This is a genomic window from Bacillus sp. FSL K6-1218 (assembly GCF_038006445.1).
Taxonomy (GTDB): domain Bacteria; phylum Bacillota; class Bacilli; order Bacillales; family Bacillaceae_G; genus Bacillus_A; species Bacillus_A thuringiensis_S.
Genome location: NZ_JBBOVE010000001.1, coordinates 2238104 through 2264076, shown reverse-complemented (window position 1 = coordinate 2264076; position 25973 = coordinate 2238104). Strand labels below are relative to the sequence as shown.

Here is a 25973-nt window from a genome sequence, read left to right as displayed (position 1 = left end):
TAACAACCTCATTGTACATTTTATTGATCTCTTTTCCCTCCGCAAATAGACGTATCTTTTCATATTAAATAGTCCACCATCAGCTTACATTAGTCTTAAGACTTTGTACGCATGTTTTAAACGAAAGTCCTATATATGTACCTTTATAAGCGTGAAAAGAATATACTAATTTATTAACACAACTTAGGAGTGAATATTTTATGTGGGTATTATTAAGAGTAACTGCCGTAGTTCCTTCGACTCCTGGGATACATGTTCCTGCAGTTCATACAGCTAGCTCCGATGTAGGAATTGAACTTCCCGCCACTTGGCAACAATATCAAATTCCCGGTCAAGTTACCCCCTCATTTTGGCATCATGGTACACACCCCAGTAGTACTACCATTTATAGCCATAGTTATCCTCCACTACCTCCGACTCAAGTCTTTTATCATTTCCCTTCAATTTATTTTCAAAATTTTTATGGTACGTTTAACATTTAATAGCTATCACTGTATTACCCCTACATTTTGATAAAGCGAACCTTTAATCCAGTTTCAACATAAAAAAGTCGAATTCCTTAAATAAGAAATCCGACTTTTTAATTGTTTTCCAAACTAATGTAACCGTTAAAGAAAGACATTTATTAAAGATTTGAATATAATTCCCACTTGTTTAATGCTTTATGTAATCCATCACAGTTAGTCCCTTTCCGGGATAACCCACACGTACAATCATTTCTCTCTTTACGTTACATTCCACATAAACTACATTCACTCTTTTTCTTCTATCTAGCCCTTAACATAAAATTTTCTATAGCAAAATAAAAAAAGCACTTAAGATTGTAAATTCCCACAAATCTTAAGTGCTTTTTTGAAAACTTTTCTATAAATTTTTCTTATTGTCCATTATTGGCAGGAACCTCTCCTGCATTTCCACCATTATTTGGTTGTCCTGTTGCAGGTGGGGTCGGAGTTCCTTGACCTCCATCATTATTCGCTGGAGGTGTCGTTCCTTGGCCTCCTCCGCTATTTGCTGGAGGTGTCGTTCCTTGGCTTCCTCCGTTATTCGCTGGAGGTGTCGTTCCTTGACCTCCTCCGTTATTCGCTGGAGGTGTCGTTCCTTGGCCTCCTCCGTTATTCGCTGGAGGTGTCGTTCCTTGACCATTTCCGTTATTTTGTTCATTTTGTTTCTTTTCTTCTTCTAGTTTCTTTTGCTCTTCTAGTTTCTTTTGTTCTTCTTGCTTCTTAAGTTCCTCTTGTTGCTTTTGTTCTTCTTGTTTTTTCAGTTCTTCTTGTTTCTTTAATTCTTCTTGCTTTTTCTCTTCTTCAGTTTTTTGCTGTTGATTTTGTTTTGGTTGCTCCGTTGTATCCGGCACGCTAGTATTTGGCGATGAATCACGTTTTTCACCTTTTATACGTAGCTCACTACCTTCTTGAATAACGCTACTTGGCATTTTAAAGCGTGATTTATCTGTAGCCATTTCGCTCATCATTTCTTTAAAGATCAACTGTGCAATTTTCGTATTTTTACTACTAATATACTCGTCTTTACCATCTTTCATATACCCAGTCCATACTGCCATCGTATATTGCGGTGTATATCCAGCAAACCAGCTATCACGAGTTGCACTTTCTGGAATTTTATATTGAGCTAATTGTTTTGATGAGTAGTTTGTCGTACCCGTTTTACCAGCTACATCTAAAGATGCTACATTTGCAGATGTACCAGTACCTGATGTAACTACAGAACGAAGCATATCTGTAATCATATATGCTGTAGAATCTGTCATAACTTGTTTTGGTTTTTGTCCAAAACTTTGTGACTTACCATCTGGATAAACGACTTTCTTAACAAAATGCGGTTTCGTATATTTACCCTCATTACCAAATGCTGCATAAGCGCCCGCTATTTCAGTTGGTGATACTTCATTTGTACCAATCGCTGTTGATTCAGTCGGTGCTGCATTAAATGTAATGCCTAATTTCTCAGAGAAGTCTTTTGATTTATTAATTCCGACTTCTTTCGCAGTCTTAATTGCTGGGATATTTCGTGACTTTTCTAATGCTACACGCATTGTAATTGGACCCATGTGACTTCTATCTGAATTTCGTACTTCTTGTCCCGTTGAATACTTAAATGGAGAGTCATCAATTTGATGGTACGTAGCCCATTTTAAATATTCAATTGCAGGAGCGTAGTCGAAAATCGGCTTCATCGTTGAACCAGCTGCACGATCTAATTCAATTGCCATATTGTGCCCTTTAAATACAGCTTTATTTTCTCCACGGCCACTACCTATAGCACGAACTTCTCCTGTTTTCGTATCCATAAATGTAAATGCACCTTGGAATTTATCGTTCGGATAATCAATGATATTATTATTTAAAATATTATCAGCAAGTTTCTGTGCTTTCGGATCTAACGTTGTATAAATTTCTAAACCGTCAGAACCGATATTAGCATCTGGCAATTCTTTTTCTACTTCTTTCACAACTGCATCCATAAATGCAGGATATGGCATTGTTTGTAGTTGAGTTGCAGGCTTGAGTCCCTTTTCTACGTCAACTTTTGATGCTTCTTCCATTTCCTGTTTTGTTATATATCCATGTCGATTCATTAAGTTTAGAACAACATTTCTTCTTTCTGTTGCTTTTTGAACATTTTCTTTTTTCGTTGGATCATAGTTATTCGGTGCTTTCGGTAAACCTGCAAGCATCGCAACTTCTGGTAATGTTAAGTCCTTCAATTCTTTACCATAGTAGTTTTGTGCTGCTGTTGCGATCCCATATGAACGGTTTCCTAAGTTAATTTTATTTAAGTACATCTCTAATATCTCATGTTTTGAATACTGTTGTTCTAGCTTATAAGCTAAATATATTTCTTGCGCCTTACGCTTTGGTGTTTTGTCCATTGATAAGAAGTAGTTTTTAATAACTTGCTGTGTTATCGTACTTCCACCTTGAGAACCATAATCTCCTTTAAGACTTACTAGAACAGCACGGGCAGTACCTTTAAAATCTACTCCGCTATGCTCATAAAAACGTGAATCTTCTGTCGCTAAAAATGCATTTTCTACTAATTTAGGTATTTGCTCATACGTAACATTCGTCCTTTTTTCTTTTCCATATTCATATACCAAATCCCCGTTTTTATCATAAATTTTTGAGGATAACGGATTAACAAGTTTTGCTTTCTCAAGTTTTGGTGCATCCTTAATCATTACAAAAAAGGTAGCAACCCCCGCCACTAAACCAACAATACCAAGTAATAAACAAGTAATTAAAAACTTGCGAAAGAATGATGTTTTACCTTTTGGTTTTTGTGTTTTAGAAGCTGGCTGTTTTTTCTTTTTAACTTGTCGTCGTTCCTCTCGAGAACGATAATTTTCTGACATGTTACTTTCTCCTGCCTTTCAATTCTCCCGTTGATTTACTTAAAAATATTGAGGTCACTTTCTAAAATGAATTTGATTAAGAAAGTATATTGACCTGGAGCATTCAATATTTTCCCAATTCACAGATTATAATTTTTAGAATACTTCTTATACAAACTATTTTCACTTCTATTTTTCCTAATAACGCTGCCCCTTTAAGCATAGAATGTAAAAAGTGAATTTTTAATACCTCGTATAAATAATATACCTTTTTTTCAAATGGTCAATATTTTCTTATTTATAAATCAAAGGTGAAATAAAAATAGCACAACGATATGTACTTCGTGTGAACTTCCTTATAATTACGTATAACAAACATTTAATATATTGCATATAAGTATAATACCTCTTAAATTATAAGGATTTCAACTTCACAACCTCAACATCTACAAGAAATTATTAAAAATAAAAAGTGAGGAGTTGCGTAATGATGAAGCTATCTCCCGTGATTTCAAAAAATATAGTTGCTGTTGGCTATAATCCTTTTTCTATGATTTTGCGAATCCAATTAAAGAATGGTATGTACGATTTCTTTAATGTACCAGAAAGTATTTATATTGGCCTATTACATGCACAATCTAAAAGTTATTACCATAAAACTTATATTAAAAATTCTTTCCGCCACACAAAAATTTAAACTTAACACCCACAAAAAAAGGAGGTTAATCCTCCTTTTTTTAAAAATATTTCACAGATGAATTATCTTCGATTCCTCTTATTAATTTCATCATATGCTTGAATTTGTTTTTTCAAACGCCGATCAGCTTTTTTATCATGCACTACAAGAATTGCGTGTATAACTCCTGGAACCCAAAATATTAATGTTAATATGAAATTTATGATTGCCTGAATTGGTTTTCCACAAAATAATACAGCAACAGGTGGAAGAAAAATTGCTAATAAATACATCATCCCTTGAAAACTCCTTATTTTGTATTTTATATATCACTTTTCAAAATATACGCAAAAAAACCTACTACCATTTTAATCTTAACCTGCCTCTAAAATCAATGTATCTCCTTCTATTTATATAAGTATTTCAGACTTTTCATTGTTTTCTAGCCTATTTTCTTCCTCTATTGCAGTTATTCCAATTGCAGAAATTAACGTTCCTATCGCTTGTATCCAAATACCAATGAGTGCAATGATTCTCTCATCCTTCTTATCAAAAATACTATCTTTATTTTCTTTCTCATCTTTCAATACATTTAAAACACCTTGATACGCTTGTAATCCAGCCCCTAAACTTTGCATGGAGTTACCTAGTATAATAATTTTCTGTAATACATTTATATCCACCAAAGCTGCTTCTACCCCTAAAAAGGCACCAATCGATTGTAAACTGTTCCCTGTAATGATAAGATAATCATTTTCTTTCAATTGTTCATTTATATTAAAATATATTCCTATTACATTTGATATATTTCCTAATGCTAATAACTCAATTCCTATTTGATCAAGTAATTTACTTTGATTCTCTCTTTTTTCTTCCCCATCATCATAATTGCTCGCAATGATTTGTAATATATACCCGAGGGCTTGTAATGAGCTTCCTACAATAACAAGTTCCGATTCAACTTTCTCTTCTCCCATAAATCCTCTTGTCGTTCCAATAGCAGCTGTAAGATTCCCCCCTACTTGAAACCATGCCCCTGTCAATTTTAAACTGCTTGGATTCATTTTTATCACCTATTCAAATATTTTCTAAAGCTTTCAAAACAAACAAATCTCACCCTTAATCTTTTATTTTATTTTTCAGATGTAATTTTGTGAATGATCTAATGTGCTACTAATATAAAAAGCACCTTAAAGGTGCTTTTTATACGCATGCTGGGCATGTCAATGAATCTCCATTTTTATCTATTGTTATATTCAATATATATTCAATTGCGTTATGTGACCAAGTTTCAGGTGTAGGCGATTCATTTATATATTGTGGCGCACATGACTTCAGCATTGGAGTACTAATACTCCCCCCAGGATCTAAAGCAACTACAGCCATGCCATGGGGTAATTCCAGGGCCATAGATTTAGTGATACCTTCAATTGCAAATTTCGAGGCACAATATGGCGCAAGCTCAGCTTCACCTTCTCTCCCCCAACTAGAACTCATATTAATGATAATTCCTTCTTTCCTAGCTACCATTGCGGGAACAAACGCTCTTATTACATTTACTACACCATTCACGTTTACATTCATTACATTTTCGAATTCTTGAGCCGTAATTTTCCAAAGTTGTGCATTTTGATTTAAAATCGATGCATTATTTATTATCAGATCGGGAGCCGTATGTCTATTAAATATATAATTTGCCCAGTTATTAACTTGCTGAGAATCTGAAACATCAATTACTTGGAAATCATGTATTTTACTGTACTGTTTTTTTAGTTCTTCAATTTTATCTTTTGAACGTCCACAACCATATATGTTCCACCCTAATTCATGAAATCGATCAACCATCGCACGTCCTAACCCTTGTGTCACACCTGTAATAATTACAGATTTACTAATTTCTTTTCGCTTCATTTCTCTCATCCTCCTTCCCTATATCTTACTCTCTTCATTTTTATTCAGCGATTTACTATAGTATCAACTCAACTCATACTTTAGTAATGGTTTTGATATTGCATACATAAGTAAAAAAAGTAACCATCATGGTTACTTTTTTCTATATATCTAAAAATTCATTGTTTATTTCATTATTGTTTTTACATTTCAACTTCTCTTTTCCACATTTCTCACACCGGTAAATATAAACTACACCTAATGTACCTTTTTTAAAATCCTCATTATCCTGCATCTTAATAAAAATATATTTATGTTTACAATGCGATTCACCCAAATAATTTTTAAACCACTTTTTCAACACAACACATTCCACCTTTATGATAGAACCTTTATTTAGCTGCTTTATTATATACTTTTATTTAAATGTTCAATCTCATCTTGCAATTTTTTAAATTGCTCAAAATGCATGGTAATAGATTGGCTACTACCATAATCAACATTTTGTTTCACTAATATAACACCCGTATCATGAAAAAGCGCTTCAAGTTCTTTCCTAATAGACACTTTCGCAATATGGGCTGTTTTAATTGCAGATAAAATTGCAATTTCATTAAACTTTAATTTTATTTCATTTGGACAAAATGCGTCTTCAACTAATATAACTTCATTACTATAAATTAATGCAACAAGATTACTTGATTTGGCATCTGTTAAATCAACTTTTTTCATAATATCTTTCATTACATTTTGCCTCCTTTATTTTCATATATATCAATTATACAAATTTTTTAAAAAAATTACTCAACTTTATTATATTAATTTTAACACACTTTTATTGAAATCTACGCTCCAAACGTTTTACTATTCCACAATTTTTATTGTATGAACCATCTGGACTATAACTCCATATAGTAATGTTAACAACTTATTATAAAGCAGGTGAAAATTATGCCATCAGTTGTAGGAAATTTAGTTGTACAAAATAGCAATGGATCATTTAACTTAGGTGATTTCTACAACGTATCTCCGAAAGAAAATACGAAAGCTTATAATGGTTCCGGCGCATCAAACGTTGGTTTTGTTGTTAATACTTTTAGCGGTGTTAGCGCGACCAATACATTTGATTCTGACCTTGCAGATCAAAACCAAGTGGGTACAGCCTAATCTTATGTTCAACTTTCTGTATAGAAAATTTTAATTTGTCTATACTATAATCAGGCTGTTTGACAGCTCTTGTTGATTTTGGAGTACCCTATCTTTTTCTCCCTTTCCCTGGGGCTCAGCAGCTAGCACGAAGCTAGCTGCTTTTTCTTGTATTATTTGTCTCATAAATCAGAAATAAAAGAAGCTGCCATTTAATATTCAGCTTCTTTTACGTTATTTCAATAATATCCATAGCGTTAAATACGTAAGTTTTATAAAAGGCGTCTGTACAAATTACAATTTGTTTTACCGGATTGATATGTACAACAGTCATGTAGCTTGTTAGTATGTAACCATCTTCAAAATATGTTACCAATATTTCTTTCTCAGACAGTAATGACGTTAATAATTTATCAGAAATTCTCTCTTTTGCTTCATTTGTTAAAAGCGGTTTTTGTACTTTTAATTTCTCTCCAATAATCTTTCTCATATTTAAAAGTTGTTCGGACATTACTGTAAACGGAACCCACTCTCTTTCTTCTTTTTGTATCTTTACATCGTTCATTTTTTATCTCCTTGATCATTTATACATTTATTTAGCCATACTATCCCTTAGTTATTTTTAATACTTACTAAACTCGGATTTACTTCTAAACTATAATTAGGTTACCTCTTAAAAGAACATTCGTTCCTATTATACACGAACTTACGTTCTTTTGAGAAGAGCCATACTTATTATTTCTTAACAAAAAACATAATTTTATTTATCTCCATACTTTTTTCCTTTATCAAATAAACTTCTCATTTCTTATATAACATGCATATAACAACTAAAAGGCGACTTCACCCAAAGTGAAATCGCCTTTTTCTAAAAAATATTTCAAAGCTTATTTTTCTATCCTAACTAATGTTCTTTCTGGAATACATAATTCATCTATATTAAAATGATTTATTTTTAAGTTCAATTCCCCTACTCGTTCCTTATCTTCATCACCAACCCAACAACTAAATAATTCAAAATAGTCTCCATCTTCCAAATAACCTTCCATAATCTTGCATAAAGTTAAAAGTTTTTCTTTCGCTTCTTTTTTCCCTTTACATTTTGCCACTCGACAAGTTCAATTCCCCAACTAGTTGAAACCTCATATGTGTAATTTGTTTGGAATTGATAATCTTGTACAATTTCAAGCATACTTTCATCTGAAAAACACGGTCCAAAAACAATTAGATTATTAGAATCCGGATCCGTTAACGGAATTTCTACATTACAGCCTATGTAACTTGCTAAACTCATTTTATACTCCTCCAGTATTCGTATAAAAAATACTTCATAGTATATTTATTTACTTAAATATAAAATCCCTGCCTAAACGAAAAAGTTTTAAATTTTTATCGTTTATTAACCATCTATAACTGAAAACATATACTATGATGAACGAACTCACAAAGCATAAGAAAAGAGAGCATTTACAACACTCTCTTTTCTTACATACTCTATGGAACTTTACAAAACTGAATCAATGATTTTTATTATTATATTTTATTACATATACTTAGGTTGTACTATTATATGTAACTCTCTCTCTGTATCCGCTTTTTTCGGATGACGAAAATAATTAAGTTCGTACTTTAACACTTTATACTCAACCATCCCGATTTTAATCCCTTTCGTTTCTTTTAATATAGCTAATAAATCACTTACATTTTCATCATATGACTCAAAAATTTTCGCGCCGCCCTCTCCTTGAAAGATTACTTTCATATATTCTCCACCACCTTAATTTATTGATGTGGTAAATGACGCGTTTAAAACGATTCATTCTTTATCCTAAAATTTTCATATGAAAAAGAACATCCTTTCCAATCGAATGCTCAGCTTTTTACTAATTATCCATGTTAAATATTTATTCAAAAACATTATATGTATTATTTTTTAAATTATGTTCGATATCTATTATTAAAGAGTAAATATATGTAATAAACTTGCATAATGAAAACCGTAGAATATCCACTTTCGTTGAAATAATTATAATCCATAATTTTCCATTGTAATTCTTAATATTTAAATGTAATATTGTATTGTCTTACTATCTATTTATAACTCACACACTAATTAGAAAAAGGGAACTCTATATGAGTTCCCTTTTCTAATTATGATTACAGTCATTATTTCTTTTCTAGAAATTTAAATGTATCTTTAAATTCTTTATTATTCACTTTAATATCAGCGTCTTTCAATAAATCATTGACTACTCGTTGTTTCCATTTACCTGTCGTATCTTGTAGTCTTTGTTGTTCTATATCTTTACGAATTTTATCCTTTACTTCATCAAATGGCTTCAATTCTTTTTTATCCGTCACTTTAATAATATGGTAACCGTAAGTTGTTTTAACCGGCTCACTTACTTGGCCTGCATCTAATTTATACGCAGCTTCCTCAAATTCTTTCACTGTTTGTCCAGGGGCAAAACCAGATATTTCCCCGCCCTGTTCCTTTGAACCAGTATCTTCTGAATACTGTTTTGCTAAGGCAGCAAAATCTTCACCATTATTTACTTTCTCCTTTATTTCTTTAGCCGTTTTTTCATCTTTCACTAAAATGTGACTTACTTTCATTTCTGGTTTATAGTTATCTTTCACATCTTTATCTGTAACTGTTGCTTTAATTGCTTTCTCAAATGCAATTTCTGGCTTCATTTTTTCTTTTAATTCATCTTCATTTTTCAACCCAAGTTGTTCTAAAGTCGATTTAAAGTTTTCACCCATTTTATCTTTTGCTTCTTCTACTTTCTTTTTTGCTTCCTCATCTGAAACTTTATATTTATCTAGCAATGCCTTACTTAACATCATTTGATATAAAGTACTTTCTCCATATTGTTGTCGTAATTCTTTACTTAATTCTTTCTCTGTAACATTTCCTACTTTTGATGTTACTACGTTGTCTGAGGAACCACATGCAGATAATGCTAGCATCATGCATGAAATAATTGTTCCAATAAATATTTTCTTCTTTTTCAATTCAAATACCTCACTTTTATCATTATGCAAATTAACTATACACAGTCATTGTGAAAACAGTGTGTTTTCTACATGTAATTCATTTCATATGAGTAGACTATGTATCATGTATTTTCACTTTTAAATATAAAGAGTCTTCTTACTATGTATAGTAAGAAGACTCTTTATATGCTCCCCAAAAAATATAGCTTCTATAGTTACTTAATAATTACATGTTTTTCAGGTATCCAACTATTCTGCCCGATATCTACCGCATTTCCCACTCTACCCCACACTCGAAAAGATGTCGATCCATCTATATTTCCTTTATAATTCATACATTCAGGCTCTTCATAATAATTTACTCCGTAACCGACAGGATATTTCGAAGTTGCATAAAACCATTTCACATTAAAATGTTTTAAATATGCCCACTGCTTATCGTTCCCTAAACAAATCATATCTTGCTCACCGCCTCCCCAATAACCTGTTAAGATTAAATATGGAATTTTCTGAGTGAGTGTACCTGTAAATTGAGGATTCATGGGGTTTTCATATAAATTTATTCCGTATCCATCAGGATATTTCGAAACTGCAATACCAATGCCATTCGGTTGCTGTGTATACACTATGTTAGATTGATTTGCTTTGTTGGAATCTATAAACCAAGAAAGTGACTTATTTCCTACTAACCGATTCAGATCACATTTCCCAATCCCAGGAACATTCCCTGAATCCGTATATTGCCACATATCGCATGGATATGCTGGCTTATTCCCTCCATAACGAGGGATCCATACGAAATCAGCTTCAATATTACGTGCTCCAAATGATAAATACGTGTGATGCCCTACATATAATCCTACTTTTTCCGCACCTAAACGGCGTAATTCATCAATAAATGCCTGTGTCCCGCCTTGCATATCTACCATCGTTTGAACTTCTATGTCCGCTACCCAAAACTTAGCAGATTGATCACCACGATTCCAAAAATCTTGTGCCTCTTTCTTTGCATCAGCAATAGATATAAAACGGCAAAAAGCATAATTACCGAATGGGATACTATGCTTTTTCATTTCACTAACATAATTTTGATACATAAAATCCACCGTATTAGAGCCATCTTGAACTCTAGCAATCACTAAATCTAGCTGAGATGCTGCAATATCCCAATTAATAGTTCCATTCCATTTTGAAATATCTACAATATACCCCATACATTCCAGCTCCTTTTGAATGTCCTATTCATAGCTTATTTTATTGTAAGCCTCCTCTCTCTAAAACTAGCTATCTATAATATAAATAAAAAGAATCTTTACTGTTTTTCAAAAAATATTCTCATATTCGAAATATACCCTACTATTCATTTATTATGTAATCTCGTCCTATCAATTAAGGTATTAATCATTTTTACGGATATTAGAAAAAATTCCCCTATATTATTAAATTAAAACTTCCAATATCAATTCCCTTTCAGCTAATATAAATCATTTCTCATTTTCTATATATTCTTAAATCAAAATTACTATCTTTCCATGAAATTTGAGATTTAGAAAAATTTTAATTAATTGAAGATTATTCCTGTTAACCTACAATTGTCCAACCTGAACACTATTGGTGCATAAAAAAGACATTTTCTATTACTAAAAATGTTTTTTTATAGTCTAATAAAACAATTTTGGTGTTAAATCTTTATTTTGTAATTGTGTATTTTCACTGTTCATAACACAACTTGTAGAAAATAATATTGGGCTATCACAAACCTCATCATTCATTACATCACGAAATACATTGGCAGCAACACCTGTAAACGTTTGACATAAGTTAGAAATATCGTCATTGAAAAACTGAATGACTTCCGCAGTGAAAACCGGAAAGACAACATTCGGTCCGCCAGGGAACTGAGGCTGTACCACAACTTGTTCAAAATAAGGATTATTTTCTAGTGCTACTTGAAATAAATGAGCTATTTCAAATGCATCTAGTGGACAAGGAAATGGATTTACAATTTCATTCTCATTATTCGTTACAATAACTGTCACACTTACATTCCCAAATTGTACAAAAGATTTTAAAAACGTTGCTAACGCTCTCGCTTTTTCATTACTTAACGCATGCACTAAAATAATATAATTACCACCAACAGGAATAAGCGGCCCAACTGTAACAGTTGGATCAGCACCTATTGAATTTTTTAATTCATTAAAATATGTGATCCAAGGTGGCGAAAGCTGAACTTGTACATTTTCTTCCAATATTTTATACTACCTCCTTATACAATTCTTACTAACATAATATGTAACAAACTAAAAAATGCATTAGTTATATTAATTAAACATTTTATTTCACATTCTCAATTTCCCCTTTACATCTTTAAGCACTTTTACTACTATGAAATTCTTTATTATAAGCAAATCCACTGAAATTTCATATTATACTAATACGACTCTATATCCTTTAAATTATAATACTCAATATTAGGAGCTGATTTCATGGAAAAAAAACCTATCGTTTTCAAAATCCCACCAAATTCAAAACTAAAAGTTACATTTTTCGGTCCTTGTAACGAAGTAATTACAAATGTCTCTATAATTAATCAACTATGCACCCCTAAATGTCAAACTATCACGCAATATCCAGACTTTAAGAAATATGTAACTGAAGTACGATCGTTATCCCGTTGTTAGTCCGCATAATGCACGATTTTCACAACTTCGTTACCTAAAATAACTGAAAAAGAAAATAACTGCATTCCTAGACTAAAATTACTCATTTTATGATATTCCATTGATAATTCATTGATTTTTTACACGTTTTTATTAAAAGGACATATATTATCGTATGGAGATTATCCACTCATAAAACCTATCTTTCTTTGGAGCGTACTTTTTATGTATGCTCTTTTTTTATGTAATCGTCCCCCTTCTAACTTGACCAACAATATATTAAAATTCTTTATGTACTTAAGGAGGTCAAATATGTTTAAGCTGCATCCAATACTACTCATCTTAGGATTGATTTTATTTTTATATAGTGTAATCGCCTTTATGTTATTCTTTTCAGTGTATTAGCATTACCTACACAAATCTATGTCCAATATGTAATTTCTATATAGTAAAGAAAAAACGTAATAATACGATATTTTATGTATTCCGTCTTTCTTGTTCTATAAGAAAACTAGTAAACTTACTAACACTGAGCTTTCACAAGCTTGTTACTTATTTACATATTATTTTGTTCATTATCTGAAGAAGGTTGAAGCCTCTACAAATTAAACTATACTTTACCTATTTACTTATATATTTTAGAAAGACAATAATAATCCCCCACCATTTGGTAAGGGGATTAACTAAACTTACTAAAAAACATTTAATGATCTGTTTTATTTAATTGGAGAAGGAAATCTTGCTGCTTCAAAATGTGCCCCATCTTCTAAAGGACTTAAAACCCCATCTATACTACTTTGTGCATAAACCTCAACTTCATCCCCTGCATTCAATTGAACAATCGTCGAAACACTTACGACATTTCCAAAACTTATTGGACCAAAAAAGTCATTATCTATAGCTATCGCTGCGTTTCCATTCACACGAATTTCTACACGCGCTCTATAATTTAAAGTTGGATCGTTTGGAAAAAAACCAATCGTTCCAATAATAGAATATACTCCTTTAGTCTTCGGCATAAAAATAGATGTTGCTGGATTATACTCATTCGCTAAATCAAATTGTTCATTTTGAAATAACACTTTCACAAAAGTATTAGCAGGAACATTTTGATTCACAGTATTTCTAGCTCTAAATGCCGATGCTCTAACAAGATTGTCCTTGTTATCATGACACTTACTAGTGTTCTTACAACAATCATGATGCTTATCTTTATACTCCTTACAATACTTACAGTAGTAATAACAAGACATACGAATTCCCCTTTCAAACTTATTACTATATATTATGTAAGATTGATTTATAAGGTTTGGACTAGCTATTTTTATTATTCATAAGGGCGCTATTAATCTGCACCCTTATTTATATATACCACTTCATTCCTTACTAGTTATAAGTTGTACACAGTTCCATATGGAATAGTAAGAAAAGAACTTCCGTACGGTGTAACATGATGTACTGGGTAAAAATACTCTACGGATGAGTAATATGGTTGTACTCCTTGCTGCTGCATTTGTTGTTGCATTTGCAATGCTTGTTGAATAGCTTGGACTGTACTTTGTGCTCCACTATACGTTATAGATGTACCATATGCTGGTCGCATGCCAGCTTCAGAATTAAAATATGAATAAAACATGATTTTCAACTCACTTCCGTATAATTTATTACAAATTATATTATGATTCTTTATTTCAGTGGGTACTATAAAGCTAGTCCGCTCGCTTATATTCAAATGACAAAATAAAAAAGTAGCTGCTAGACTACTTTGAATTCTTCTTATCACCAAATAAAATGATATACATATTCTCCTGTTACACGCTCATTAATTCCCGCAACCCTAACGAACCTCAGTAAATCCGCTCCTTGAAGAAAATATACCGAAATCGTAACCGGTACTTGTGACCACATGAATTGATAAAGCTCATTCATTCTCTGATTCGTCGTAACGATTAAATCATTTACAGGTCCATGATTCCATGCAGAGGTTTGAACTGAAGTGAAAGAAAGGTCTTTCCCATTAACCACTATTCTTGATACGCTTTGAGTTATGTCCACAATAATCCCCTCCAACATTACAAAAATTGGACCTTTTTTAGTTCATATTATTATAAATATTCTTGACTGTAATAAATGTTTAAGGCAAATCCCTAATAAAGTGAAACTTTAATCAATGGGGGTCTTACTGCCCGTTAATGCGGGATAAAAATTTTTAAATAATATCCCTTAACTCCCATTACAATCATATAATTTCTAACCTTATTCAATTTTTGTAATTAATATAAAAAGGCATCTTAATTAGATGCCTTTTACTTATCTTTCACTACAATTCTACTATTAAAATAGCAACGCCAAATCCAATACATACCAATCCTATTAACATGAATAGCAATCGGAATCCCCATAAATCACTGATTATTTCTATAATATGCACCAGCACAATAATAATAAAGTGAAACTTTAATCAGTGGGGGTTTTGTTTATCCCCACTGATTATTAGTTGAACTAATCGGGCTTTTACGGGCAGTTGATCCCCCACCTAACTTCTTTGCTCCCGCTGAATTTTGAGGTGGAGGTCTTACTGCCCGTTAATGCGGGATAAAATCTTTAAATCCACTGAAACCATGTTCCTTTGTCTCTCTGATTCCATCAATTACAGTCAGACAAACAATAAAAACACCTAAACTAATTAATATAAAACTTAATACAAGCATTCATATATCCTCTTTTTCTTTTATCTCGCATTAACGAACACTTCCACTTTAAAATTCAGTACATACGAGGACGTAAGGTGAAAAATTAACTACCCGTAAAACCTGATTAGTGCATGCTAATAATTAGAGGAAGGTGGTTCTCTCTTTACTTTATATTATCATGAAAGGATATGAGCTTCGGAGTTATTTCTTTATAAAATAAAAAATAGCTAATTCAATACTTAAAAAGTTAAAAGAGCATCAGATTGACTAGTATGTAGATGGTTAAATGAATGTAAAATACTTTTAAATTATCTACTCTTTTTTTAGCTCGGAAGTAACTCTCATCTCGTCCCACCTTTATACACCACTTTCTTAATCACACTGAACGCAATATTCAATTGATGAGTTTGTCATTTCGTTACCTCCCAATTAACGCCTTTGTTCAATGTAGTAATTTTCTTGTATAATAAAAGTTAATTGCTCTAGAAGGGACTGAATTATGCGCAGATATCAATATTTTTAATCTACCTATTCTTACAACATAACGGAGGTAAAAGTATTGATTACTGAACTACACACACAACGATTATACTTAAGGCAAATGAAAGCATCTGATTCATTAAGTATGTTTAAAATATGGTCTGATCCTGATGTTACTAAATTCATGAATATAAGTAATTTCACTGATGAAAACCAAGCAAAAGATATGATTCAATTCCTTAACGAACTCGCTCAAAATAATAAAGCTATACGTTTTACTATTATTGAAAAAGAATCTAATCACATTATCGGTTCATGTGGCTATAATTCCTTAGATTTTGAAAACTCAAAGACTGAGATTGGCTATGATATTTCAAAAACATTTTGGGGTAAAGGATATGCACCTGAAGCAATATCCTCTTTATTAGATTATGCTTTTACACATCTAAAACTATATCGTGTTGAAGCAAAAGTTGAACCTGCAAATGTAAATTCCATAAAAGTATTAGAAAAATTAAACTTTACTTTTGAAGGGACTCTGAGAAAAAGCGAAAAATCAGCTGGAAAGCTTATCGATTTAAATATCTATTCGAAATTAATAAGCGATTAATTTTAGTCACTCTGCCCATACTCTATCAAAGTGTGGGCTTCTTTAGTTTCTGTATAAAATTCAAAAGTTTGACACAATCCTGGAAAAAGCTTATAAAGAAAAGTGAGGTTCCGCTATTTTCACACTTAGTAGCGTAGTCATGTTACATACAATTTAAAATATAGCTTTATGAGTGTGAACGAACTACAAAACTAAAAAACAAATAATAAGTTTGCAACCTGTTTGCAAATACGAATTTTGCATATAAATTCGTGTGATATTGAAAGGAGTTTTACTTATGAAAGAGATTAAAACAGAACAAGAATTTAAAGACATCATCGCAAGCGAGGAGCCAGTAGTTGTTAAGTTCTTTACTACATGGTGCCCGGATTGCGTACGTATGGACAACTTTATCGGAGATGTAATGGAAGAGTTCAATAAATTTGAATGGTATTCTATCAATAAAGATGAGTTTCCAAGTATCGCTGAAGAGTATCAAGTAATGGGTATTCCAAGTTTACTTGTATACCAAAATGGTGAGAAGCTAGGCCACTTACATAGTGCTAATGCAAAAACTGAAGAGCAAGTTACTGAGTTTTTAGAAGCATACTAAGATGAAAGCCCTCTGGAAAATATTTTTCAGAGGGTTTTCATCTGTTTTCACAATTATCTTTTGACGTTTTTCATCGTTTAATGAATTACACCTTGTCATTATAAGAATAATACATAGTAAGAAAAGTATTCGTTTCTTCATCCATCTATCCTCCTATCTCTTTAGTAAATAAACTCCAATTCGGTTTACCCCCTGACTTTGTACTTTTCAACATATTTTTCCTTCACGAAACTTTGTTATCCCCTTCTTAAAAAGCTATAAAACGTCAACAATGTTTGTATAGACCCACACGACTTTCATTTGATACTCTATTTATAGAAAGAAATTCCTTTAAAGAAAGGTGAGTGATTAAAATGGATACTCTTTCTCATAAAGAAGCTGATAAAGGTGCTATTGTCAGCATTATGGCCTACATATTTTTATCCTCTATGAAAATCATCATCAGTTATATTACCCTCTCTAGCGCATTACGTGCTGACGGTTTAAATAACTTAACGGATATCGGTGCTTCTTTAGCGATATTAATTGGTCTAAAAATATCTCGTAAACCTCGTGACCCAGATCATCCGTATGGGCATTCGCGGGCCGAACAAATCGCATCACTTGTTGCGTCCTTCATTATGGCAACAGTCGGATTAGAAGTTGTTATTAGTGCCATTCAATCTTTCTTAAATCCGAAGCAAGCAGCACCTAATGTACTCGCTGCATGGGTTGCTTTATTTTCTGCTGTCGTTATGTACTGCGTGTATTTGTATACGAAAAAAATTGCAGCACGAACAAAAAGTAAATCATTAGAAGCCGCTGCAAAGGATAATTTATCAGATGCACTCGTAAGTATTGGTACTGTAGTAGGTATTGTCGGTTCTCAGTTCCAAATGCCTATTTTAGACCCTATTGCCGCTTTAATTGTTGGTCTTATTATTTGTAAAACTGCATGGGAGATTTTCGTAGAATCTTCTCATATGCTAACAGATGGAATTGATCCTGATAAAATGGAGGAATACGCTGATGCTATTGAGCATATTGGCGGTGTGGAAAACATTGTAGATATTCGAGCACGTATGTACGGGAATCAAACGTACGTTGATATTACAATTGAAGTAGATGCTCGTATGGATGTTGGAGAAAGTCACTGTATTACTGACAATATCGAGGCTATGCTTCGCAAAAAGTTTGGAATTTACCATGCACACATTCATGTTGAGCCAATGAAAAAAGAACCTATTATGACATAGGTTCTTTTTTTATGAACGTTTTATGAAATATAACACATAAAACGAGCCAGCTACCGCCAGCTGCCCATCCTGCTAATATGTCAGATGGATAGTGCACGCCAAGATATATTCGGCTAACTGAAATAGATAATACAACAAAGCTTGCTATAAGAATAATTAATAATTTTTTATGCAACGAAATACGATCTTCAGTAATTGTGACGTATGCAATAAATCCTAAAAAAGCAGTAGCATTCATCGTATGACCGCTCGGAAAACTATATCCAGTTGCAGTAACAAGCTGCGTAACATCAGGTCTTGCTCGTTCGTACCATAGTTTAAGCAGACTGTTTAAATAACGAGATCCGTAGTAATTAATTGTTAGAAGCAATGCACTAAGCAACTTTTTTCTAACGAGAAAATACATTACAAGAATAATGAGCAATGGGAAAAATATCCTTTTAGAACCGATAAAAGACACCCAAGTAAAATAGGTCGTCAAATAATCGTTTCGAAAGCTTTGAATAAAATGTGCGACTATATTGTCAAAATTCTCAATACAAGCGGTATGATACGAAAGTGATAATACGACAAAACAAATGAGTAACGTAAAACTTAGCAAGTATAAATGTCGATATCGTTTCACATACATAACCTCACTATGCAAAAAAATGGAGCGGTTGTTTTAGTTTTCCTCTCCATTTCTTTTTTATGCATAGTTTATTAAAAAATATAATTATTAATTTTTTGCTTCATCTCAGGGATATCTTCTCTTGTTACGGTAAAACGAATCACCTTCTCATCAAGATCAAGCGCCTCAGCGAATAATCCAGCTAAGCCACGGGATTTTCTATCTACTTCCATAATAATTTCTAGTCGATCGTATGCACGTGGCAAGATTAATAATTCTAATTCATCTAATTTCCCATAATACTCTCCAGAAACTGGAATAAACTCGAATTCTTGTGCGAATGGAATTTGCTTACGTAATCGATGCGGTAATTCTTCACATTCTATATGACGTGCTTTAAACCCTAATTCATTTACACTATCTAAAACACTACTTAATAATGCATTGGGTAACACTTGAACGTAGTCGCGGTCACTTGGGTCTATACTACGTTTAATATCAAGACCTGTATGAATCCAAACCGTTTTCATACCAAGTGTAAGTGGTGCTTCAATTGGCATTGGAAAAGAAAATGGAATTTCAACTTTTTCATTCGGTTCTATAGAAAATGGTTCTGTTAAGCGTACTCGCTCTAAATCATACGTTGCTGTTACTTTTTTATCATCCACTTCTCGTACATACGACGTCGATAATGTTAAGTAAATGCTTTCAATTTGTTGGCTAACTGAACCTCCAGTTATATGAACCTTTCCAACTATTTCTTCCCCAACAATATACTCATCTTTTTCAAGAACAGTATCTACCTTTGCACTTCCAATACCAACGCTTGCTAAAAACTTTTGAAACATGGAGTCTCCATCCTTTCTAAAGCAGAAGCTACATCTTGTTTTAAATCTTGTACATTCTCATAGTACGGCGTTTTTATTTGTAACATTCGCATAAGCATTTCGCGATTATAATTTTCCAAAGTTAATTCTTCGTACCATGGTTTTTCCTGGTTTTCATTAGATTCATATCCTGCATATAATAAAAATAACGAGAAATGACCGAGTGCATAAAAGTCGCTACGAAAGTGGACTTCTCGCATCAAAGCTTGTTCACCTTCGTAAGTTGTAGCTCTCTCATCACCCTCACCTTTCCATTTAGCCAATCCAAAATCAATAATACTAATTTGATTTTCTTTCATTAATATGTTTGGAATGCGTAAATCTCGGTGAATAATGCCTTCACTATGAAACACCGATACAATTTCTAATATTTCATATAAAATCTCAAAAACTTCACGTTCTGTATATACATACCCATCTATGAAAATATAATCTTCAAAATTTTTACCAGGCATGTACTCCATCACAAAGAAGCTCTTTTTCTCCCATATGAAATGATCATACAGACTAGGAATTGCATGATGATTTAATGTTTGTAAAATCATTTTCTCTTGTTCAAATGATTTTCTACCAGACTCATACCTTTGTTTACTTTGTCTTAATTGTTTTAAGACTTTATATCTATTTATTTGTAAATCATTAACGACATATGTAACCCCATAACTGCCCATTCCAATTACTGATTCAATTTTATAACGTTCTGCAACAATTGTATTTTTTCGCAGTGGTCTATCAAATAAAGCTAGTACACGACGCCATTTCATCAGCTACTTGAAAAGAAGCTACGGCTTTTACGTTTTCTTTTATAATGTTGATGTCCATAACCAGATGAACGTCGTTTATAATCGCTACTTGAATAAGAGCGCCCTCTACGACGATAATCACTACTTGAATACGAACGATATTTTTTCTTTCCTAATAAAGAATCAATAATTTTTTTGAACATCCCTTCACCTCTTGAATAAAATTTCCTTTTAATTATACCAATAATTATTGACTATATTTGTGACAGGTTTGTAAAGAGTAAAAAACGACGAGTTATGCCCGTCGTTACTTTCATTCATCCTCTTCATCAAAAACTTCATCAATCATGCATTTCTCTAATAAATACTCAAATGTAATATCTGCGAGATCTTCAATTTCTTCTCGTTTCGGGACGTACCCTCTTTCAATTAGTTGCTCATAAAAAAACTCCGCAATCTCTTCCGTATCAATCACGACTTCAATTTCCTTCATGAGCATCACTCCTTTATTTCTGTTTTATGAAAAAATCTCAAAATTATGTATATGAGATTAGAAAAATAGATTTTATTTTTTTATAGGTCATAAGCTTTGGACGAGATGCATACGATTGTAGTACAAGCTATTCAAAGGGGGAAATAATAATGGAAAATCAATATGAAGTAGGACAAACAAAAGAAGAGTTCATGCATGAAGATCAATGGGCAGACTCTCTTATAAAGTGGCTTTTTATTTTTTTAATAATTGTAGGCATACCTTATACTGCATATGTTGTTGTTCAATTTATTCTCTCTTTCTAGTTAACTATTTTTTCTCTGTCAATTTAACTAAATAATTATGAACAACATCCATTACAATTTTATATTCTTCATCTTTAAATGTATCGAACAATAATTGATAATCGTTATAAATATCAAGTAATCCATCAATGATTTCTTGACGATTCGTCTTAACACTCACTTTTTTCGAGTTGTTAATTGACTTTAACTTTCCTAAATCTAATTTATTCATACCTGCTTTATCTTGTTTCATTTTCTTCAAAATTGCATTTGCCGTTTGAGCATTGGCAAGTAACGTTAAATCTGACTCATCCGCTTCTAACCATTCACCATCCGTAATCCGTGACAATTCATAAATTGTATCTTCCCATGCGTCATTCTTATATCTCCATACTTCTGTACGAAAACCAACAATACGGAAAACATCTTTATCATATCCAGTTACTTGCACAAGATCACCAAACGTGAAATTATAATTTAATTCAATCCACTCCGTATCGCCCTTTTTCATATCTTGCTCTGTAACGTGCTGCAATGTTTGCTCTACGTAAAACCCATCGTGATTATTGACTTCGTATACATAAACTCCATCTAAAACCTTCATATTTGTGATTTTCCCAACGGTTCCATATAGCGTAATCACGACTATGTCCCCTACGTTGTATTTAGGTTGTTTTTTTCTTGCCATCTCTATCTCTCCTTTTTTTGACGTCGTGATTTTGATATCAGTATATGCAACCTACATAAAAACGCTTATCACAGAAGCTTATATTCATAAATTTTTTCAATAAAAAATATAATCTTATAAAATTTACGTTACACTCAAAAAAACTAGTAACTAGACTAGCTTCAATTCAACAAATTTCGTATAAAAAAAACATACAGAATACTTCACTTTAAAAAAGTAACGTATTCTGTATGTTTTCAAATAGTTTTTATCTATCTTGTATGTATAAATCCCAGGCTTCATCAAATATAGACATACTTTCTAGCATTCCGCTCAACTCTAGGTATGAACTAATTTCATCATAGTCTTCAGATTGCTTTGGAAAACTTAAGTCATCATACATCGCCTCTGCTAAATCTGAAATTTCATTTCTAAATAAAGCTGCACGATGCTTCATCATATAATGGTAAAATGTCTTTTTCAAAAATATTCCCTACCTTTCTAACTTGGGTACATTATACAAGGCAAAAAAGAAAAAAACCAGCATAAAAGCTGGTTAAAAGTCGAAATAATTTCTTTTTAATAGACGCGGTCTTCCCATTAATTCTTCATATGTTAGTTGTTTTGGTAAATCTTTCGTATAAATTAAAAATAACTGATCTTCAATTTCTTTTACTGTATGGTCTGATTGATAGTCCATCCCGCACGAGGAACAAGAAATACATGGTGTCTTTTGGATTTCAATGGCTTTCGTACCATCTGGTAATTCCCAATATACAGTATTCAAGCTTTCTTTCGCTTCTGTACTGTCACACCACATACAATTCATACTGCATCACCCTCAGTTTTTTTGTCGTTTTCTTCTAATTTAGCCATTTGCGCTTGATATTTTTTATCTTTTAATTGATCGCGCTTATCACGTTTATCTTTTAAAGATGCATGAGTATCATTATCTTCGTAGTCTTTACGACGGTTCATACGCTGTAAGTCGTCTGGAACGAGGTTAAATTTCTTATCGCTCATAAGACCTGCGATACCAACATCTGAACGTTTTTCTTCGTAGTTCGGATAAATCTCTTTAAAGTATCCTTCCGCTCTTCCTGGAATATAGCTCTCTGGCTCTGGATACGTCGTAATAACACCTTCAAAGTTACGAAGTACAACTTTATCTGCACTTTGTGAGATTAAATAGTTTGGTTGAAGTGCAATTTTACCGCCTCCACCTGGCGCATCAACAACAAATGTCGGAACAGCATAACCAGATGTGTGTCCACGTAAACCTTCAATAATTTCAAGACCTTTAGATACTGGTGCACGGAAGTGACCGATACCTTCAGATAAGTCACATTGATAAATGTAGTATGGACGTACACGGATTTTTACTAAGTCATGCATAAGTTTTTTCATAATTGGAACGCTGTCGTTAATACCAGCTAAAATTACTGCTTGGTTTCCGACTGGAACACCAGCATTCGCTAACATTTCACATGCCTTTTTCGATTCTTCAGTAATTTCAATAGATGTATTGAAATGTGTATTTAACCATACTGGATGGTATTTTTTAATAATGTTACATAAATTTTCTGTAATACGTTGCGGGAATACTACTGGTGCTCTCGTTCCGATACGAATAATCTCAACATGCGGAATCTCTCGTAAATTTTTTAATACATATTCTAAAATTTTATCGTTAATTAGAAGTCCATCACCACCGGAGATTAATACATCTCGTACTTGTGGTGTTTCACTAATATAAGCAATCGCATCATCTAATTGTTTCTTCGGTACACCCATTCCAATTTGTCCACTAAAACGACGGCGTGTACAGTAACGACAATACATAGAACATTGATTTGTTACTAAGAATAGTACACGGTCCGGATAACGATGTGTTAGCCCTGGAACTGGTGAATCTTCGTCTTCGTGAAGCGGATCTTCTAAATCATATTTTGTTTTATATAACTCTTCCGAAATCGGTACTGATTGCATCCGAATCGGACAGCGTGGATCATCAGGATTCATTAGCCAAGCATAGTACGGTGTAATGTTTAACGGGATCGTTTTCGTTGAAATTTTAACGCCCTCTTCTTCTTCAGGTGTTAAGTTAATCACTTTCCTTAAGTCATCTAACGTTTTGATCGTATTCGTTAATTGCCAAACCCAATCATTCCATTGCTCTTCAGTAACATCTTTCCATAATTCGATATCCTTCCAGTGACGATTTGGTTTGTATACATCATGTAACATTGCTATTCCCCCTTTTTATACGCTCATCCTTTATATAAGCAATAGTTATGCCAACTTTACATTGTTGATAAGTAAATGTGCGGAAAACCCTATTACATAAGCGAAAAAATTTTTTTAAGCGTTGTATGAAATCAATACTTAACATCATATTCATTACTTTTTATATATGTAAATGCTCTTTTATTCGTGCAAACACACAAAAACCGCCGATTATTCGGCGGTTTTGTCGTACTTGCTCAGTTTATATTGAAGCGTTTGACGAGGGATACCTAACATTTTTGCGGCTTGTAATATATTCCCTTCCGTTTCAATCAACGCTTGATCTATTAATTCTTTTTCTGTTTGATGAAGTGCTTCTCTAAGTGGCATTATACCTTTTTTCTTCGAAAACTTCTCTTTCCGAAATGTACGTGGTAAACAATTGGCTGTTAATGTATTCCCTTCTGCAATAATAACAGCATGCTCAATCGTATGTTTTAACTCCCGGACATTTCCAGGCCACTGATAAGCTTGCAGTCTATCTTTTGCTTCCTCATCAATTTGAAGTACACCTTTTTTATAACTTTTATTATATTCTTTCAAAAAATAAGATGCTAATAATAATACATCCTCAGTTCTTTCACGAAGCGGTGGGATATATAATGAAAATACGTTTAAGCGATAATATAAATCAGTACGAATTTTATTCTCTCGTAAACATATTTCTGGAGGCTGGTTCATTGCGGTAATAACACGAACATCTACTTTTCTCGTCTTATTATCACCAATTCTTCTAATGACTCCATCTTCTAACACTCGTAACATTTTTGCCTGCAAATCAAGAGGCATCGAATTCAGTTCATCTAAAAATAATGTACCACCATCAACAAGTTCAAATAGCCCAGCTCTTTCAATCGCTCCTGTATAGCTTCCTTTTGTCGTTCCAAACAATAAACTTTCTAATAACGATTCTGGTAAAGCTGCACAGTTTTGTGCAATAAATGGCTTGTTTTTTCTTTTAGAAGCTTCATGAATTGCTTGTACGAACAGTTCTTTTCCTGTCCCTGTTTCACCATATATTAAAACATTTGCGTCTGTTGGTGCCACTTTTTGTGCTAACTCTTTCGTCTGTTTAAACCGCGTATCATTTGTCACTATCGTCTCAAATGCAGCATGCTTTTTAATCAATTTTTTTCTAGATGACCGCTTTATTTTCGACTGTAAATCAACAATTGTGTCAGTAAGTTTTTGAATTGTAGAGTAATCCTTTGCAATTTCAACAGCTCCAGCAATATTCCCATCTATAAAAATAGGTAACGTCGTATTTACTGTACAAACATCTTCACCATTTAAATTTTGATAATGCTGTACTTGATGTACGATAGGTTTTTTTGTATCTAATACTTTCATCAATGTACTCGTTTCCCTTGATAAAGACGGGAACACTTCTAACAAATGCTTCCCTAACACTTTTTCAATCTTGGATCCATCGTGTTTTGCAGCTACAGAGTTATAAAATATTGTAATTCCATTTTCATCTACAGCGTGTATAGCCTCATCAATACTGCCCAAAATCGCTTCAATGACTTCTTGTGTCGAAACTGCTAGCAATGTCATCCCCCCTTTTGCCGAAAATTCAGCAATTACATGCCGAATTTTCGGCATACCTATGTGCGATTGTAAGCATGACGATTCCGTTCTATAATTTTGATTAATTTTATAT

35 protein-coding genes and 1 pseudogene are annotated in these 25973 nt (G+C 32.8%); 8 read left to right on the top strand and 28 right to left on the bottom strand.

Annotation, left to right across the window (positions count from 1 at the left end; genetic code table 11):
* Positions 1 to 200 precede the first annotated feature (200 nt).
* On the top strand, positions 201 to 482 hold the full coding sequence (locus MHI26_RS11610) for a hypothetical protein (protein ID WP_061667587.1): 282 nt from the start codon (positions 201 to 203) through the stop codon (positions 480 to 482).
* Between the two features lie 395 nt (positions 483 to 877).
* Here the strand turns inward: MHI26_RS11610 and MHI26_RS11605 are convergent, their stop codons facing one another.
* Positions 878 to 3376, bottom strand: a complete 2499-nt coding sequence (locus MHI26_RS11605; RefSeq protein ID WP_001293954.1) for a transglycosylase domain-containing protein — start codon at positions 3374 to 3376, stop codon at positions 878 to 880.
* Positions 3377 to 3842: 466 nt separating this feature from the next.
* On the opposite strand from MHI26_RS11605, the gene MHI26_RS11600 reads away from it, so the two are divergent.
* Positions 3843 to 4052 (top strand): KTSC domain-containing protein, encoded by a 210-nt coding sequence (locus MHI26_RS11600; RefSeq protein ID WP_000977079.1) that lies wholly within the window; start codon positions 3843 to 3845, stop codon positions 4050 to 4052.
* Between the two features lie 62 nt (positions 4053 to 4114).
* Here the strand turns inward: MHI26_RS11600 and MHI26_RS11595 are convergent, their stop codons facing one another.
* From MHI26_RS11595 to MHI26_RS11575, 5 genes are all read right to left on the bottom strand, one after another.
* Positions 4115 to 4327 (bottom strand): YqaE/Pmp3 family membrane protein, encoded by a 213-nt coding sequence (locus MHI26_RS11595; RefSeq protein WP_000990219.1) that lies wholly within the window; start codon positions 4325 to 4327, stop codon positions 4115 to 4117.
* Between the two features lie 114 nt (positions 4328 to 4441).
* On the bottom strand, positions 4442 to 5095 hold the full coding sequence (locus MHI26_RS11590) for a DUF6944 family repetitive protein (protein ID WP_001070032.1): 654 nt from the start codon (positions 5093 to 5095) through the stop codon (positions 4442 to 4444).
* A gap of 139 nt (positions 5096 to 5234) precedes the next feature.
* Positions 5235 to 5942: an SDR family oxidoreductase gene (locus MHI26_RS11585; protein WP_061665737.1), complete on the bottom strand. Its 708-nt coding sequence runs from the start codon at positions 5940 to 5942 to the stop codon at positions 5235 to 5237.
* A gap of 142 nt (positions 5943 to 6084) precedes the next feature.
* Positions 6085 to 6285 carry a hypothetical protein gene (locus MHI26_RS11580; RefSeq protein ID WP_000915144.1) on the bottom strand — a complete coding sequence of 67 codons (201 nt, stop codon included), beginning with the start codon at positions 6283 to 6285 and terminating at the stop codon, positions 6085 to 6087.
* A gap of 44 nt (positions 6286 to 6329) precedes the next feature.
* The gene (locus tag MHI26_RS11575) at positions 6330 to 6665 is read right to left on the bottom strand and encodes a hypothetical protein (protein ID WP_000651906.1); all 336 of its coding nucleotides are present in this window, start codon (positions 6663 to 6665) and stop codon (positions 6330 to 6332) included.
* A 207-nt stretch (positions 6666 to 6872) separates the two neighbouring features.
* On the opposite strand from MHI26_RS11575, the gene gerPF reads away from it, so the two are divergent.
* Complete coding sequence (gene gerPF / locus MHI26_RS11570) at positions 6873 to 7088, top strand: spore germination protein GerPF (RefSeq protein WP_001141569.1); 216 nt, start codon at positions 6873 to 6875, stop codon at positions 7086 to 7088.
* A 208-nt stretch (positions 7089 to 7296) separates the two neighbouring features.
* Here gerPF and MHI26_RS11565 read toward each other — a convergent pair whose 3' ends face one another.
* The 7 genes from MHI26_RS11565 to MHI26_RS11540 form a co-directional block, all read right to left on the bottom strand.
* On the bottom strand, positions 7297 to 7632 hold the full coding sequence (locus tag MHI26_RS11565) for a YolD-like family protein (RefSeq protein WP_001999741.1): 336 nt from the start codon (positions 7630 to 7632) through the stop codon (positions 7297 to 7299).
* 322 nt (positions 7633 to 7954) lie between these two features.
* Positions 7955 to 8116, bottom strand: a complete 162-nt coding sequence (locus MHI26_RS31575) for a hypothetical protein (protein ID WP_228546502.1) — start codon at positions 8114 to 8116, stop codon at positions 7955 to 7957.
* A gap of 14 nt (positions 8117 to 8130) precedes the next feature.
* The gene (locus MHI26_RS31570) at positions 8131 to 8361 is read right to left on the bottom strand and encodes a hypothetical protein (RefSeq protein ID WP_061665736.1); all 231 of its coding nucleotides are present in this window, start codon (positions 8359 to 8361) and stop codon (positions 8131 to 8133) included.
* Positions 8362 to 8610: 249 nt separating this feature from the next.
* A complete protein-coding gene (locus MHI26_RS11555) occupies positions 8611 to 8829 on the bottom strand; it encodes a hypothetical protein (RefSeq protein ID WP_000864279.1) in 219 nt (72 codons plus the stop codon).
* Between the two features lie 404 nt (positions 8830 to 9233).
* The gene (locus tag MHI26_RS11550; RefSeq protein ID WP_061665994.1) at positions 9234 to 10085 is read right to left on the bottom strand and encodes a peptidylprolyl isomerase PrsA; all 852 of its coding nucleotides are present in this window, start codon (positions 10083 to 10085) and stop codon (positions 9234 to 9236) included.
* Positions 10086 to 10282: 197 nt separating this feature from the next.
* On the bottom strand, positions 10283 to 11281 hold the full coding sequence (locus MHI26_RS11545) for a glycoside hydrolase family 25 protein (protein ID WP_000540651.1): 999 nt from the start codon (positions 11279 to 11281) through the stop codon (positions 10283 to 10285).
* Positions 11282 to 11728: 447 nt separating this feature from the next.
* Positions 11729 to 12319, bottom strand: coding sequence for a hypothetical protein (locus MHI26_RS11540; RefSeq protein WP_061665993.1), 591 nt, complete (start codon positions 12317 to 12319; stop codon positions 11729 to 11731).
* 237 nt (positions 12320 to 12556) lie between these two features.
* Between MHI26_RS11540 and MHI26_RS11535 the strand changes: the two genes are divergently transcribed.
* On the top strand, positions 12557 to 12751 hold the full coding sequence (locus MHI26_RS11535) for a hypothetical protein (RefSeq protein WP_000412557.1): 195 nt from the start codon (positions 12557 to 12559) through the stop codon (positions 12749 to 12751).
* 695 nt (positions 12752 to 13446) lie between these two features.
* Here MHI26_RS11535 and MHI26_RS11530 read toward each other — a convergent pair.
* The 5 genes and pseudogenes from MHI26_RS11530 to MHI26_RS11510 form a co-directional block, all read right to left on the bottom strand.
* Positions 13447 to 13983, bottom strand: coding sequence for a C1q-like domain-containing protein (locus MHI26_RS11530; protein ID WP_042972451.1), 537 nt, complete (start codon positions 13981 to 13983; stop codon positions 13447 to 13449).
* Positions 13984 to 14120: 137 nt separating this feature from the next.
* Positions 14121 to 14366: a DUF3947 family protein gene (locus MHI26_RS11525; protein WP_061665992.1), complete on the bottom strand. Its 246-nt coding sequence runs from the start codon at positions 14364 to 14366 to the stop codon at positions 14121 to 14123.
* A 143-nt stretch (positions 14367 to 14509) separates the two neighbouring features.
* Positions 14510 to 14785 (bottom strand): hypothetical protein, encoded by a 276-nt coding sequence (locus MHI26_RS11520; protein WP_140337723.1) that lies wholly within the window; start codon positions 14783 to 14785, stop codon positions 14510 to 14512.
* Positions 14786 to 15315: 530 nt separating this feature from the next.
* Positions 15316 to 15441, bottom strand: coding sequence for a hypothetical protein (locus MHI26_RS11515; RefSeq protein ID WP_003306972.1), 126 nt, complete (start codon positions 15439 to 15441; stop codon positions 15316 to 15318).
* A gap of 232 nt (positions 15442 to 15673) precedes the next feature.
* Positions 15674 to 15778 (bottom strand): annotated as a pseudogene (locus MHI26_RS11510) (2TM domain-containing protein); the annotation flags it as partial.
* A gap of 204 nt (positions 15779 to 15982) precedes the next feature.
* Between MHI26_RS11510 and MHI26_RS11505 the strand changes: the two are divergent.
* The 3 genes from MHI26_RS11505 to MHI26_RS11495 all read left to right on the top strand — a co-directional run bounded on the left by MHI26_RS11505 (position 15983) and on the right by MHI26_RS11495 (position 18340).
* Positions 15983 to 16513 carry a GNAT family N-acetyltransferase gene (locus MHI26_RS11505; protein WP_000627267.1) on the top strand — a complete coding sequence of 177 codons (531 nt, stop codon included), beginning with the start codon at positions 15983 to 15985 and terminating at the stop codon, positions 16511 to 16513.
* 277 nt (positions 16514 to 16790) lie between these two features.
* Complete coding sequence (locus MHI26_RS11500; protein WP_000658787.1) at positions 16791 to 17105, top strand: thioredoxin family protein; 315 nt, start codon at positions 16791 to 16793, stop codon at positions 17103 to 17105.
* A gap of 353 nt (positions 17106 to 17458) precedes the next feature.
* Positions 17459 to 18340: a cation diffusion facilitator family transporter gene (locus tag MHI26_RS11495; protein WP_000380385.1), complete on the top strand. Its 882-nt coding sequence runs from the start codon at positions 17459 to 17461 to the stop codon at positions 18338 to 18340.
* Here MHI26_RS11495 and MHI26_RS11490 read toward each other — a convergent pair.
* The 5 genes from MHI26_RS11490 to MHI26_RS11470 all read right to left on the bottom strand — a co-directional run bounded on the left by MHI26_RS11490 (position 18330) and on the right by MHI26_RS11470 (position 21073).
* On the bottom strand, positions 18330 to 18965 hold the full coding sequence (locus MHI26_RS11490) for a phosphatase PAP2 family protein (RefSeq protein WP_002082842.1): 636 nt from the start codon (positions 18963 to 18965) through the stop codon (positions 18330 to 18332). The genes MHI26_RS11495 and MHI26_RS11490 overlap by 11 nt on opposite strands.
* 77 nt (positions 18966 to 19042) lie before the next feature.
* Positions 19043 to 19798 (bottom strand): sporulation protein, encoded by a 756-nt coding sequence (locus tag MHI26_RS11485; protein ID WP_000486616.1) that lies wholly within the window; start codon positions 19796 to 19798, stop codon positions 19043 to 19045.
* Positions 19780 to 20601, bottom strand: a complete 822-nt coding sequence (locus MHI26_RS11480) for a serine/threonine protein kinase (RefSeq protein ID WP_061665990.1) — start codon at positions 20599 to 20601, stop codon at positions 19780 to 19782. The genes MHI26_RS11485 and MHI26_RS11480 overlap by 19 nt, the downstream gene beginning before the upstream one ends.
* Positions 20601 to 20783, bottom strand: a complete 183-nt coding sequence (locus MHI26_RS11475) for a hypothetical protein (RefSeq protein ID WP_000473371.1) — start codon at positions 20781 to 20783, stop codon at positions 20601 to 20603. The genes MHI26_RS11480 and MHI26_RS11475 overlap by 1 nt, the downstream gene beginning before the upstream one ends.
* A gap of 110 nt (positions 20784 to 20893) precedes the next feature.
* On the bottom strand, positions 20894 to 21073 hold the full coding sequence (locus tag MHI26_RS11470) for a YozD family protein (RefSeq protein WP_000658451.1): 180 nt from the start codon (positions 21071 to 21073) through the stop codon (positions 20894 to 20896).
* A gap of 149 nt (positions 21074 to 21222) precedes the next feature.
* Here MHI26_RS11470 and MHI26_RS11465 point away from each other — a divergent pair, with 149 nt between their 5' ends.
* A complete protein-coding gene (locus MHI26_RS11465) occupies positions 21223 to 21378 on the top strand; it encodes a DUF3930 family protein (RefSeq protein WP_000431485.1) in 156 nt (51 codons plus the stop codon).
* A 4-nt stretch (positions 21379 to 21382) separates the two neighbouring features.
* Here MHI26_RS11465 and MHI26_RS11460 read toward each other — a convergent pair whose 3' ends face one another.
* The 5 genes from MHI26_RS11460 to rocR form a co-directional block, all read right to left on the bottom strand.
* Positions 21383 to 22045, bottom strand: coding sequence for a hypothetical protein (locus tag MHI26_RS11460; protein WP_000101499.1), 663 nt, complete (start codon positions 22043 to 22045; stop codon positions 21383 to 21385).
* Between the two features lie 247 nt (positions 22046 to 22292).
* Positions 22293 to 22508, bottom strand: a complete 216-nt coding sequence (locus MHI26_RS11455; RefSeq protein WP_000750717.1) for a YozE family protein — start codon at positions 22506 to 22508, stop codon at positions 22293 to 22295.
* A 72-nt stretch (positions 22509 to 22580) separates the two neighbouring features.
* Complete coding sequence (locus MHI26_RS11450; RefSeq protein WP_000995766.1) at positions 22581 to 22853, bottom strand: YokU family protein; 273 nt, start codon at positions 22851 to 22853, stop codon at positions 22581 to 22583.
* On the bottom strand, positions 22850 to 24271 hold the full coding sequence (gene ablA / locus MHI26_RS11445) for a lysine 2,3-aminomutase (RefSeq protein WP_000902145.1): 1422 nt from the start codon (positions 24269 to 24271) through the stop codon (positions 22850 to 22852). Before ablA ends, MHI26_RS11450 begins: the two co-directional genes overlap by 4 nt.
* A gap of 210 nt (positions 24272 to 24481) precedes the next feature.
* Positions 24482 to 25867: an arginine utilization transcriptional regulator RocR gene (gene rocR / locus MHI26_RS11440; RefSeq protein ID WP_086406105.1), complete on the bottom strand. Its 1386-nt coding sequence runs from the start codon at positions 25865 to 25867 to the stop codon at positions 24482 to 24484.
* Between the last annotated feature and the right edge of the window lie 106 nt (positions 25868 to 25973).